This is a genomic window from Alcanivorax xiamenensis (assembly GCF_009846745.1).
GTDB classification, from domain to species: Bacteria; Pseudomonadota; Gammaproteobacteria; order Pseudomonadales; family Alcanivoracaceae; genus Alloalcanivorax; species Alloalcanivorax xiamenensis.
In genome coordinates this window covers 1-12449 of sequence record NZ_AQPF01000022.1, presented here as the reverse complement: position 1 = coordinate 12449, position 12449 = coordinate 1, and the positions used below count along the sequence as shown (strand labels likewise).

Sequence of the window (12449 nt, the reverse complement as noted above, 5' to 3'; positions counted from 1 at the left end):
TGATGAGAGCATCCAGCTGCGTAAAGCATAAGGAGCCTCATCATGCGCATCAAGGAATTGGCATCCCCGCCATCGGACATCACCTACTATGAAAGCTGGGACGGTCCCGGCAGCGACGATCTGGAAGAGCGGCTCACACCGGCCCATGTCGAGGACGTGGTGGAAATCTTCCAGACCCCGCTCACTGGCCATTACAACTGGGACTACAGCAGTGCCGATGGCCGGATCCGCAAGCTCTACCGGCTCGGCAAGGAACTGAACTGGAACGCGGACATGGATGTGGACTGGTCGCAAAACTTCCCGAAATCGGAAGTGCCGCTGGATCAGAAACTGAACCCGTTCCACGACTGGGAACCGTTCGCCACGCTGCCGGATGAGGAAAAACTGCGCTTCGGCTGGCACAACCTGGCCTGGATGCTGGCTCAGTTCGTTCATGGGGAGCAGGGCGCCTTGCTGGTGGCCTCGCAGCTGGCCAGTTGCGCGCCGACCTACGACGCCAAGCTCTATGCCGCCAGCCAGACCTTCGATGAAGCCCGCCATGTGGAGGTATTCACCCGCTATCTGCAGGAGAAGATCGGCATTTTCTACCCGGTCAACAAGCATCTTAAATCGTTGCTGGACAAGATCCTGTCCGACCCGCGCTGGGATCTGAAATTCATCGGTATGCAGATCATCATCGAAGGGCTCGCCCTGGCCGCCTTCAACACGCTCAAACTGACCGCCCAGGACCCGCTGCTGCGGCAAATCATCCAACTGGTTGTGCGCGACGAGGCCCGTCACGTCACCTTCGGTGTCAATTACCTGGAAGACTTTGTGCAGACCCTCACCGAGCAGGAGAAGGAAGAGCGGGCCCATTTCGCCTACGAAGCCTGCGTGGTGATGCGTGAGCGGCTGATCGCGGTGGAGGTGTTCGAAGAGTTTGGCTGGGATGTGGAACAGGCGCGGGAGAAAGCGCTGGCATCGGCGTTGATGGCGCAGTTCCGCAATCTGCTGTTTACCCGCATCATCCCCAACCTCAAGCGTATCGGTCTGCTGACCGAGTCGGTAAGGCCCAAGTTCGAGGCTCTGGGGATTCTGCAGTTCGAGAACCTGGTGGACGACGGCGAAGTGGACTGGGCGGAGTTGTCCCGGCCGCTTTACGATGAGGTTTCCTGAAATCGGTTCCGATTCGCTGGCAGTTCGGCTTCCCCCAGAAGGGGCTACGGAGCCGCTGTGGGAAGCTGGCTTGCCAGCGAATCGCCACCTGATTCGTCACCCCCGGTTACCAAAGGAGCAATTCGGCTGACACAAAGGGTGCTACCATAGCCCTTTTCGGAGGACCCCATGCCCGCCGCGTCGCCCGCCGCCCGTTCCCCGGCATTCGTGCAAACCCTGCTGCTCGCCGCCGTCGGTGTCACCGCGTTGGGCCAGACCCTGGTGTTTACCTTGCTGCCGTCACTGGGGCGTTCCACCGGGTTGGCGGAGATCCAGGTGGGGCTGATCATCAGTTGCTCTTCTCTGGCCTTCGCTCTGGCCAGCCCGATCTGGGGGTACCTGAGCGAGCTGTACGGGCGCCGGCCGGTGTTGATCATCGGGTTGAGCGGTTACGCCGTGGGCACTGTGTTGTTCGCCGTGGTGTTCCATCTCGGCCTCAATGGCTGGCTCACCGGTGGTGCCCTGGTCGCTTGTCTGGTGGTGGCGCGGATGAGCCAGGCGGTGATCATGGCCGCCACTCCGCCCTCGGCGGCGGCCTATACCGCGGATATCACCGCCCCGGAAGCGCGTACCCGGGGCATGGGGCGCATCGGCGCGGCCAACAATCTCGGCACCGTGCTGGGGCCGGGCATCGGTGGACTGTTGGCCGCGCTCACGTTGATTCTGCCTCTGTACCTGGTGGCCGCCGTGGTGGCCTGCATGGCGCTGCTGATTTTTCTGCTTTTGCCGCCTTCCCCTTATCGCACCCAGGCGCCGGATACGCGCGTACGCAGCGTCATGGCCACGGGACTGCGGGCTTACACCGACCCCCGTTTTCGTGATCTTTTGATCACTGGTGTGGTTCTGTTCATGAGCTTTGCCCTGGTGCAACAAACCCTGGGCTTTCTGTTTCAGGACGCGCTGCACATGTCTCCCTCCGCCGCCGCCGGGGCCTTGGGCACGGCCATGATGGCGGCGGCGGTGACCTCGCTCACCGGGCAGATTCTGGTGGTGCAATGGTTGCGCGCGCCGGCCCTGGTATTGCTGGGTATGGCGGTGCCGCTGATCGGCGCTGGCGCGTTGCTGTTGTGGTTGTTCGATCAGCGCCTGGCGTTGACCGTGGCGGTAATGCTGGTGGGGTTGGGGATCGGTTTCGGCATGCCGGCGATCATGGCCCTGGCCAGTCTGCGCGTGGACAGCTCCGAGCAGGGTCGGGTGGCGGGTCTGGCCAGTGCTTGTCCTTCCCTCGGATTCATCATCGGCCCCTTGGCCGGCACCGCGCTGTACAGCATTGATCATCGCTTCCCGTACATCATGGTGGCGGTGTTGATGGTGCCGCTGGCGGTATTGGTGTGGCGACTGCGGCGGCGTTCAGTGGCCGGGGCGAAGGCGGAAGCGTCCGGGGAAGAGTAGGTCGTCGATAAGGCGGGGCGAAGCTCCGGCCATGAGACCGGAGCCGGACTTGCCGTTTACTTGGTGTACGGCAGCAGGGTCAGTTCAACCCGGCGGTTCTGTTCACGGCCCTGGGCGGTACCGTTATTGGCGATCGGCTGGGTCTCACCAAAGCCCACCACGTCCAGGCGCACAACTTCAACGCCGTAACTGCTCAGTACGTTGGCCACGGATTGAGCGCGTTGCTGGGACAGCAGCAGGTTGTAGCGTTCGCCGCCGGTGCTGTCAGTGTGGCCGGCCACCTGGATCATGGTGGACTTGTACTCCTTGAGCACTTCACTGACGGACTCCAGTACCGGACGGAAGTTGCTCTTCACGTCGGACTGGTCGGTGTCGAAAGTGACATTGCCCGGCATGTTCAGAATGATGTTGTCACCGTTACGGGTCACGGACACGCCGGTGGCCTGCAGCTTATCCCGCAGTTTCTTTTCCTGAACATCCATGTAATAGCCGACGCCGCCGCCCGCCACGGCGCCAATGCCCGCGCCGGCCAGAGCCCGTTCCTTGCGTTCCTTGGCATTGTCCGAAGTGGCGATACCGATCAGAGCCCCGGCTACCGCGCCGATGGCGCCGCCGGTGGCGGTCTTGCTGGTTTGACTTTCGCCGGTGTAGGGATTCACGGTGCTACAACCGGCAAGGGTGACGGCGGCGGCAAGCATGGAACAACCGAGGATGTGTTTCATTGTGTCTCCTTGTTATCTCGAAATCCGGATCTGCCTGATCCAAGGTACTGTAATCGTGGGACTGTACCATAGTGTTCCGGTAAAAAGCGGTAAAGCCTAGCGGTTCCGGAATGAGGAATGAAACCGGCGGTGGCGGGTTTTGGCATGGCCGGCCGGTGCAACGGTGACAGGGACCGATTACCATCGGAAACGGATCAGAACAGGGAATTCACTATGCGTCGTTGGAATGGGTGGGGGGATGAAGCCACGGAGTTTCCGTTGCGGCCCTCCGCCGTGCGTTTTTTGCGTCATCGCATCGGCAACGGGCGGCCATTGGCCGACGCCGATCTGGACCAGGTGATCGCGTCGGTACCGGAGAGTCGCCTGCCGGAACACCCGTTGGTGGACCGTTCCCCGGAGGCCCGTGTCCGCCATGCCCGGGGACAGAGCCTGGGGGACTGGTTGGCGATGCGTTCGGGACAATTCGGAGTCTTTCCGGACGGGGTGGCCCGGCCGACCGACAGTGACCAGGTGCGGCAACTACTGGACTGGGCGCTGGCGCGGGGCGCGGTGGTGATTCCCTATGGTGGTGGTACCTCGGTGGCCGGCCACATCAACCCGCCGGTGGATGATCGGCCGGTGTTGACCTTGAGCCTGGCTGCCATGGACCGGTTGTTACGGCTGGACCCGGAGAACCGCCTGGCGCGTTTTGGTGCCGGCACCCCGGGCCCGGCACTGGAAGCGCAATTACGTGAGCATGGATTCCGCCTCGGCCATTATCCCCAGTCCTGGGAGCTGTCCACGGTGGGCGGCTGGGTGGCGAGCCGTTCCAGTGGCCAGCAGTCCCTGCTGTATGGCCGCATTGAGCAGCTGTTCGCCGGAGGCCGTGTTGAAACACCCGCCGGCGGTTGGCGTCTACCCACCATCCCGGCGTCGTCAGCCGGCCCGGACGTCCGCGAATGGGTGCTGGGCAGCGAAGGCCGGCTGGGCGTGATCACCGAGGTGGATGTGCGTATCAGTCCGCTGCCCGAGTTTGAGCAATTTTACGTGGGTTTCGTGCCGGGCTGGGATCAGGCCCGGGAACTGGCCCGTCAGCTTGCCCAGGACAGGTCCTTGCTGTCCATGGCCCGTTTCTCCAACGCCGAGGAGACCGCTACCCAACTGCGTCTGGCGGCCTCGCCGCTGGCACTTTCCGCGCTCAACCGCTACCTGTCCTTGCGTGGATGCGGCGATGGACGCTGCATGGTGACTTTCGGTGTCAGTGGGGAAACGGCGCTTTGCCGGGCCGCCATGAAACGCGCCTCGGCCCGGGTGCGGGCCCATGGTGGGGTCATGATCGGCAGGAGCCTGGGCAGAAAATGGGAACACGCCCGCTTTCGCTCCCCGTACCTCCGTCACGGATTGTGGGAGCACGGTTACGCTGTGGACACGCTGGAAACCTGCGTGGAATGGTCCAAGGTGGATGAGACCGTGAGCGCCATCGAAAACGCCCTGCACGCCCACGCCGGAGAAGGCGAGAAAGCGCTGGTGTTCACGCATTTGTCCCATCTCTATCCCCAGGGTTCCAGTATTTACACCACCTACGTGTTCCGCTGTTCGGCGGACTATGAGCAAACCCGGCGGCGCTGGTGGGCGATGAAGTCGGCGGCCAGTGACGCGCTGGTGGCGCGTGGCGGCACCATCAGCCACCAGCATGGCGTGGGCCGTGATCACCTTGGCTGGCTGGGCGAGGAAAAAGGCGTCCAGGGGGTGGCGGCGTTGCGTGCCCTGGCCGCCCATTTCGATCCTTCCGGACAGCTTAATCCCGGCTGTCTGGTGGCACAGGAGGAGAATCCATGACACTGGGGCCACGGCCGACACTGGCGTCACTGAGTGAACAGAACTGGGACCTGATCGTGATCGGCGGCGGCATCACCGGCGCCGGCGTATTGCTGGAAGCCGTGCGCCTGGGCTACCGGACCCTGCTGTTGGAGCAGGCCGATTTCGCCTGGGGCACATCAAGCCGATCCTCGAAAATGGTCCACGGAGGCTTACGTTACATCGCCCAGGGCCAGGTGCGGCTGACCCGCGACGCGTTGAGAGAGCGGGAACGCCTGCTGCGTGAACTGCCGGGGCTGGTGGAACGCGCCACCTACCTGTTCCCGCTGCGCAAGGGGAGCTTCCCCGGGCGCTGGCCAATGACCGCTTTATTGGGCGTCTACGATTTCCTGGCCGGTATCCGCGACCGTGCCTATCTGAGCAACGAGGCCCTGCTGAAACGGGTGCCGGGGCTGGATGCTCAAGGGCTGGCTGGCGCGCTCAGCTACACCGATGCCCTCACCGACGATTGCCGGCTGGTGCTGAGGACCCTGCTGGAAGCCGCCCGTTATCAGGGCAGGGCGCTCAACTATGCGCGCGTCACCGGCGTGAGCCATGAGGGCGCCGCCACGTCGGCGCCGTTACGGGTGGCGGTGCGGGATTTGACCGATGACGCCACCGCGACCCTGAGCGCCCACGCGGTGATCAATGCCACCGGCGCCTGGGCCGGGCAACTGGGCGGCGACGAGGAGCGAATCCGGCCATTGCGAGGCAGCCACTTGTTCTTTTCCGCCGACCGGCTGCCGGTGCGGGACTGCCTGACCGTGCTGCATCCCCGTGACCAGCGCCCGGTATTCATCTTTCCCTGGGAAGGCGTGGTGTGCGTCGGCACCACTGATCTGGACCATGGGGAAGACCTCAATCGGGAGCCGCGCGCCTCGGCACAGGAAATGGACTACTTGCTGGAGCTGCTCAACCAGCAGTTCCCCGGCGCCGGGCTTGGCGCCGGAGACGTGTTGTCGTCCATGGCCGGAGTCCGCCCGGTGATCCGCTCCAGCCGACCCGGCAAGCCCTCCGCGGAAAAACGGGATCACGCGGTATGGGAGCACGACGGCATCATCTCGGTGAGCGGTGGCAAGCTCACCACGTTCAGGCTGATTGCCCTGGACGCGCTGCTGGCGGCCGGCTTGCTGGACCGCACCGGCTGGCGCCGCGCCCGGCGCGGCAACGTCCCTCTGTACGCACCGATACCGGAGGCGCCGGCGCAGGTGGATGAATTCCTGCACGGCGACCAGGACGACGATGCCTTGTTGTCCTGGTGTCTGGAGCATGAAGCCGTGGTGCATCTGGATGATCTGCTGTTACGCCGTACCCGCCTGGGGCTGCTGCGGCGCGACGGCGGCCAGGCGCTGCATGACCGCTTGCAAGGTCTGACCACCGCCAAGCTGGGCTGGGATGCGGCGCGCTGGGAGCGGGAGTGGCAACGTTACCGGCGGCTGCGCGATGACTATTACGGCGTTCCGGGCGGGTTGGCGGAGGCCTCGTGAGCACGCCGCTGCTGCTGGCCCTGGACCAGGGCACACAGAGCGCCCGGGCGCTATTGTTCGATGCCCGTGGCGAACTGGTGGCAAGGGCGCGGCAGCCGGTGGAGTCGTATTGGCCCGGGCCGCCGGGAGAGGCGGAGCAGGACGCGGAACATTTCTGGTGGGGCCTCGGCGCGGCCTGCCAGACGTTGTGGCGCGCTCACCCCGATTTAAAGGAACGGGTACAGGCGGTGGCGTTGACCACGCAACGGGCCTCGGTGGTGTGCCTGGATCGGGACAATCGGCCGTTGCGGCCAGCTGTGATCTGGCTGGATCGGCGCCGTGCCGCCGCCTATCCGGAGCTGCCCTGGTACTGGCGCTGGGGCGTCAATGTGCTGGGGCAGGGCGGCACGCTGCGCCAGTTTCGCGGCAAGGCGGAATGCAACTGGCTGGCCGAACGCGAACCGGAGCTGTGGCGGCGTACCGAGCATTTCGTGCTGTTGTCGGGGTTTTTGACCTGGAAGCTGTGCGGGGTATTGAAGGACTGTACCGCCAGCCAGGTGGGTTACCTGCCGTTCGATTACCGGCGCCGGCAATGGGCCAGGCCCGGAGACCTGAAATGGCATGCTTTGAGGGTGCGTCCCGAACAGTTGCCGGAACTGGTGCCGCCGGGACAACCGCTGGGCCGGATCAGCGCCGAGGCCGAAGCCCACACCGGCATTCCCGCCGGTCTGCCTCTGATCGCCTGCGGCGCCGACAAGGCCTGCGAGGTGCTGGGCTCCGGCGCGCTCAGCCCGGACATCGGTCACGTCAGCTACGGCACTACCGCCACCTTCAATACCAGTAACCACCGTTACGTGGAACCGTACCCGTTCGTGCCCGCCTACGGTGCCGCGGCGCCGGACTATTACACCTCGGAAATTATCGTGCAGCGCGGGTACTGGCTGGTGGAATGGTTCAAGCGCGAGTTCGCCGCGGAAGAAGTGCAACGTGCCGAGCGTCAGGGCGTGGCGGCGGAAGCCTTGTTCGACGAGTTACTGGACCAGTCGCCGCCGGGGGCGCTGGGGCTGATGCTGCAACCTTTCTGGAATCCCGGCGTGCGTTTCCCGGGGCCGGAGGCCAAGGGCGCCATCCTCGGGTTCGGTGACGCCCATGATCGCCCGCACCTTTACCGCGCCATCGTTGAGGGGATCGCCTACGCGCTCAAGGATGGCCAGGAGCGCCTGCAGAAACGCAATCGCGTTCCGGTTCGTGAGCTGCGGGTTTCCGGCGGCGGATCACAAAGCGACCGCATTTTGCAGATCACCGCCGATATCTTTGATTTACCGGTGGTGCGCCCCCATACCTTTGAAACCTCCGGGCTCGGCGCGGCCATCAATGCCGCCGTGGGGACCGGGCTGTATCCGGATCACGAACGGGCGGTGGCGGCGATGACCCACCCGGGACCACGCTTTGAGCCCCGGGCCGGCCCTCGTGACCAGTATCAGCAATTGTATCGGCGGGTCTACCAGCGTATTTATCCTCGTCTGTCGGGGTTATACCGGGAAATTCGCGCCATCACCGGTTATCCGGCGGACCTGTGAGCGGCCCGCCGTAAACCGTCTGACCAGAGAAGGGAGAGCACCATGCGCGTGACGGATCTGGCACGCCGCGCGGACACCACCACGGAAACCGTGCGTCACTACACCGACCTGGGATTGCTCGCGCCGCGCCGCAATCCGCACAACGGCTATCGGGAATACGGTGTCGAGGATTTGCGCCGGTTGTGCTTCGCTCTCAAGGCCCGCAGTCTGGGTTTCACGCTCAGTGACGTGGCGGAATTGATGTCCGCCAGTGGCGCCGGCCAGACGCCGTGCCCGCGAGTGCGTGATTTGATCGAGACCCGGCTTGCAGAGGTGGAGGAGAGGATTCAGGAATTGCAGGCGCTGAGTCTGCGCATGCGTCAGGCAATGGAGGCCTGGGAAGACACGCCGGATCGCCATTTATCCGACGGCCGTATATGCGGACTGATCGACTCCTTCGAGCGGATTGGCAAGGAGATATCGCCCTAATTTCCGACACTCCCATCGGGGCCGTTATTGGCGAGCAAGCTCGCTTCCCACAGAGTGGGCTATAAAGCCGCTGGGGGAGCCGAGCTTGCTCGCGAATGGGGTTCGCCCAGGCGTTGAGCAATATTCGCTTGCAAGCAAGCTTCCCACAGCTGCTAAAGGTCACCTGTTTTTGTCCACTGCCTTTTACCCCGGCAGGGCAGAGCCATTGCCGTTGTCACCATTGTTTTTTTCCTTCGCCGTTTCCTTGGCGTCGTCCTCGCGGATCAGACCGAACAGTGACCAGCCGGACTTGGGTTCGGGACGGCTGTCGGCGCTGAAAACATGGATGCGATCACGGCTATCCACCGCGAACAGCGGCCACACCTGGCGATCTTCCACCTGCAGATAGGCGGCGTAATCGAATTCGTCGGTGAGGCGGGTCTTGCGCACTTCGGCACCCTGGCTGATCAGACTGGCGAGCCGGGCGTAGGTGAGATCCTCATCGAACAAAGTGCCGCCGCGATGCTGGGACGCAATCTCGTGTTTCTCTTCCTTGTCACCGGACCAGGGCAGGCTGTAGACATTGCGTTCGCCGAACTCCAGGCGGTAGCGCATGGTCGCCACCGCGTTCATTTCCCGTCGCGGGCTCATCGCCAGCAGCTTGCCGTAGCCCACCAGATCCAGGTACTGGTCGGCATGGCTGGAAACCGCGTTGCCGTAGTAAGTGGCCAGGCCGGCCATCCGCGCCGCGCGGATGTTCTCCCAACTGGAATCGGTGACCATGGCCGGGAAACCATTCTGATTGAGTGCCTTGCCGATGGCTCGAGCCACCGGATTGGCACCGATGATCAGGAAGCCGCGCGGCGCCGGTTCCGCCACTTTCAACAGCCGCGCCAGCGGACGCGCGGTCAGGCTTTGCAGCGCCACGGTGCCGATGATCACCGAGAAGGTCAGCGGCACCAGCAGCTCGGCGCCTTCCACGCCGTTGCTTTCCAGACGCTCCGCGAACAGGGCGGACACCGCCGCGGCGACGATGCCGCGCGGCGCGATCCAGGCGAGCAATGCTTTCTCCCGCCAATTGAGTTTGCTGCCCAGCGTGGACACCCAGACCGACAACGGGCGGGCCACCAATTGCACCACCAGCAACACCACCAGGGTGGCGCTGCCCAGCTGCGCCAGCTGGGCCATGTCCAGGCGGGCGGCGAGGATGATGAACAGAACCGAAATCAGCATCACCGACAGGTTCTCCTTGAAGTGGAGAATATCGTCGGTGCGCACGCCCTTGAGGTTGGCCAGCACGATACCGGTGGCGGTGACCGCCACCAGCCCGGATTCCTCGCCAAGCCAGTTGGCCAGCACGAACTCGCCCACCACCACGGACAACACCAGGAAGCTGCGCAGGTATTCCGGGACCAGATGGCGCTTGAGCAGAAACGCCAGCATGAACGCTACCAGGGAACCGATCACCACGCCCAGCACCATGGACTGGGCGAATAACCAAAGGCCATGCAGCAGTGCTCCCTGGCCGGTGGCCGCCACCAGTTCATAGGCCAACACCACCAGAATCGCGCCGAGCGGATCGATGACGATGCCCTCCCAGCGCAGCAACCGTGACACGCTGCTGACCGGCCGCACGCTGCGCAACAGCGGAACGATAACGGTAGGGCCGGTGACCACCACCAAGGCACCGAACAGCAACGCCATATCCAGTGGCAGTTTGAGGAAATGCCAGGTGGCGGCGGTGACCACCGCCCAGGTGACCAGAGCGCCCCAGGTCACCAGTCGGCGTACGGTGCGCTCCAGACCGCGTATTTCATCGAATTTGAGAGTGAGCGCGCCTTCAAACAGGATGATCGACACCGCCAGGGACACGCTGGGCAGTAACAGGTCGCCGAACATGGCTTTGGGATCGATCAGCCCGAGGCCGCCACCGAGCAGCAGACCGGACAGCAGAAGCGGCAGAATCGCCGGCAGTTTGAGGCGCCAGGCGCCCCATTGGCATAGAAAGGCCACCACCACGATCAGGGCAAGCTGGATCGGAAGAGTCAGTTCCATGAACATCCTTTTACTGGCTTGGGAGTGCCCGGTGGCCCGGGGCATCTGCGCAAGTGTAGGGCCTCACTGGTCGTATCGGAACCGTCCGGGAGCATGGATTTTTCAATGGTTGCCGATGTCGGCCCGACGGATTGGGGCGATTGCGCCACGAAGCAGGGGAAATGGTGCCGACGGTGTTAGGGCCTGTTCATGCTATTTTCGTCCCGCCTGTTGCGGCTAAAACGTCACCAATCCAGGCGCGAGGAGAGAAGTTTGGTTGTTCCAAATGAACGACGAGTAACGTAGAGTGGTGGCGTTTTAGCCGCAACCCGAAGGGCTGGAGCCCTTTTTACCTCCCGCGTCGTTGTCGGTTACTCATTTGGAATGACCAAACCGCGTGCCCTCCGCCTCGTTGGAGGCAAAAAGGGCATCCAGCAGACGGGATGAAAATAGCGTGAACAGGCCCTGATCTTGTGACTGCCCGGCCACGCTGGCCGGCGTCGCGTACCCCGCTTATACCCCTGGCGAACCCCGTGAGACCCGACGGGTGAGGAAAGCCGTTCGCCAAAAACGAGCCTGTATGTCTGCCATTTCCCCCACGCGCCTGGCGATCATGCTGGGCAGTCTGGTGGCCCTCGGGCCGCTGGCCATCGATACCTATCTGCCGGCGCTGCCGACCATGGCCGATGACTTCGGCGTGGCGGTGCACGCGGTGGAGCTGTCGGTGAGTTTTTATGTGATCGGGGTAGCGCTGGGACAATGGCTGGGTGGTCCGTTATCGGACCACTTCGGGCGCAAGCCGGTGGCCTATGTGGGACTGCTGGTGTTCTTTCTCGCCAGTCTCGCCATCGCCGTCACCGAGAGTGTGCGGATGCTCTATCTGCTGCGGGTGGTCCAGGCCGTTGGTGGTGGCGCCACGGTGGTAATCTGCGCGGCTTCGGTGCGGGATCACTTCACCGGTCCGGATGCCGGCAGGGTGCTGACCACCATCGGCCTGGTGATGTTGATGGCACCGTTGCTGGCGCCCGCCATCGGCGCCGTGTTACTGAAACAACTGGGCTGGCAGAGCATCTTCGTGTTTCTGGCGGCTTATGCGGTGGTGGCGGTGCTGGTATTGCGGTTCGCGTTGCCCACGGTGATACCGAAGGTGGATCCGGAGCCGCTGCGTCATCGCATGTTCGCCGCCTATGGCCGGGTGTTGCGGCAACGGGTGGCGATGGGGTTCATCCTCACCAACAGTCTGGGCTTCTCCGCCATGTTCATCTTCATTACCGACGCGGCGTTCCTCTACATCGATTATTTCGGTATCGATGAAACCCGTTTCCCGATCTATTTCGGCTGCAACATCGTCACCATGCTTGGTCTGAACCGGCTCAATGTGCTGTTGCTGCGCCGCTATCGCGGCGCCGACATTCTCGGCGTGGCGCTGGTGATTCAGACGTTGTCGGCGCTTGCTCTGCTGGTGCTGACGTTAACCGGGGCCTTATCGCTGTGGAACACGGTGCCCCTGATCATGATGGTGGCGGGTATGGGCGCGCTGATCATTCCCAACGCCATCGCCAGCTTTCTCGCCTACTTTGACAGTGATTCCGGCGCCGCCACTGGTCTCAATGGCTGCCTGCAGTTCCTGCTCGCGGGACTGATCGGCACCGGGCTGGGAATGATACATAACGGCACTCCATTGCCGATGACCGGATTGATGGCGGCGACGGCGCTGGCGGCATTGGGATGCTATTGGGGCCTGGCGCGGAGGAGTTGAGAATCGCTGGACGCTGGAC

The 12449-nt window shown here is 63.6% G+C and carries 9 protein-coding genes; 7 read left to right on the top strand and 2 right to left on the bottom strand.

Going from position 1 to position 12449, the window contains the following annotated elements:
• Positions 1–42: 42 nt before the first annotated feature.
• Both A6D6_RS13235 and A6D6_RS13230 read left to right on the top strand, forming a co-directional pair.
• Positions 43–1155 (top strand): ferritin-like domain-containing protein, encoded by a 1113-nt coding sequence (locus tag A6D6_RS13235; protein WP_133490896.1) that lies wholly within the window; start codon positions 43–45, stop codon positions 1153–1155.
• A gap of 168 nt (positions 1156–1323) precedes the next feature.
• The gene (locus tag A6D6_RS13230) at positions 1324–2586 is read left to right on the top strand and encodes an MFS transporter (protein WP_133490895.1); all 1263 of its coding nucleotides are present in this window, start codon (positions 1324–1326) and stop codon (positions 2584–2586) included.
• 56 nt (positions 2587–2642) lie between these two features.
• Here the strand turns inward: A6D6_RS13230 and A6D6_RS13225 are convergent, their stop codons facing one another.
• Entirely contained in the window at positions 2643–3308 is a 666-nt protein-coding gene (locus A6D6_RS13225) for a YiaD family glycine zipper/OmpA-like lipoprotein (protein WP_159660985.1), read from the bottom strand.
• A 213-nt stretch (positions 3309–3521) separates the two neighbouring features.
• Between A6D6_RS13225 and A6D6_RS13220 the strand changes: the two genes are divergently transcribed.
• From A6D6_RS13220 to A6D6_RS13205, 4 genes are read left to right on the top strand one after another with little or no spacing between them, the layout of a single operon-like run.
• Positions 3522–5126 carry an FAD-binding oxidoreductase gene (locus A6D6_RS13220; protein ID WP_159660984.1) on the top strand — a complete coding sequence of 535 codons (1605 nt, stop codon included), beginning with the start codon at positions 3522–3524 and terminating at the stop codon, positions 5124–5126.
• On the top strand, positions 5123–6631 hold the full coding sequence (locus A6D6_RS13215; RefSeq protein ID WP_159660983.1) for a glycerol-3-phosphate dehydrogenase/oxidase: 1509 nt from the start codon (positions 5123–5125) through the stop codon (positions 6629–6631). Before A6D6_RS13220 ends, A6D6_RS13215 begins: the two co-directional genes overlap by 4 nt.
• Entirely contained in the window at positions 6628–8190 is a 1563-nt protein-coding gene (locus tag A6D6_RS13210) for an FGGY-family carbohydrate kinase (RefSeq protein WP_133490891.1), read from the top strand. Before A6D6_RS13215 ends, A6D6_RS13210 begins: the two co-directional genes overlap by 4 nt.
• A 42-nt stretch (positions 8191–8232) precedes the next feature.
• The gene (locus A6D6_RS13205) at positions 8233–8658 is read left to right on the top strand and encodes a MerR family DNA-binding protein (RefSeq protein ID WP_159660982.1); all 426 of its coding nucleotides are present in this window, start codon (positions 8233–8235) and stop codon (positions 8656–8658) included.
• A gap of 183 nt (positions 8659–8841) precedes the next feature.
• Here the strand turns inward: A6D6_RS13205 and A6D6_RS13200 are convergent, their stop codons facing one another.
• On the bottom strand, positions 8842–10692 hold the full coding sequence (locus A6D6_RS13200; protein ID WP_133490889.1) for a cation:proton antiporter: 1851 nt from the start codon (positions 10690–10692) through the stop codon (positions 8842–8844).
• A 559-nt stretch (positions 10693–11251) separates the two neighbouring features.
• Here A6D6_RS13200 and A6D6_RS13195 point away from each other — a divergent pair.
• Complete coding sequence (locus A6D6_RS13195) at positions 11252–12430, top strand: multidrug effflux MFS transporter (RefSeq protein WP_159660981.1); 1179 nt, start codon at positions 11252–11254, stop codon at positions 12428–12430.
• Positions 12431–12449 lie beyond the last annotated feature (19 nt).

Bases quoted from the DNA above. Each gene is read 5' to 3' on its own strand.
- A6D6_RS13235 (WP_133490896.1), top strand. From the start codon at position 43: ATGCGCATCAAGGAATTGGCATCCCCGCCATCGGACATCACCTACTAT.
- A6D6_RS13230 (WP_133490895.1), top strand. From the start codon at position 1,324: ATGCCCGCCGCGTCGCCCGCCGCCCGTTCCCCGGCATTCGTGCAAACC.
- A6D6_RS13225 (WP_159660985.1), bottom strand. From the start codon at position 3,308: ATGAAACACATCCTCGGTTGTTCCATGCTTGCCGCCGCCGTCACCCTT.
- A6D6_RS13220 (WP_159660984.1), top strand. From the start codon at position 3,522: ATGCGTCGTTGGAATGGGTGGGGGGATGAAGCCACGGAGTTTCCGTTG.
- A6D6_RS13215 (WP_159660983.1), top strand. From the start codon at position 5,123: ATGACACTGGGGCCACGGCCGACACTGGCGTCACTGAGTGAACAGAAC.
- A6D6_RS13205 (WP_159660982.1), top strand. From the start codon at position 8,233: ATGCGCGTGACGGATCTGGCACGCCGCGCGGACACCACCACGGAAACC.
- A6D6_RS13200 (WP_133490889.1), bottom strand. From the start codon at position 10,692: ATGGAACTGACTCTTCCGATCCAGCTTGCCCTGATCGTGGTGGTGGCC.
- A6D6_RS13195 (WP_159660981.1), top strand. From the start codon at position 11,252: ATGTCTGCCATTTCCCCCACGCGCCTGGCGATCATGCTGGGCAGTCTG.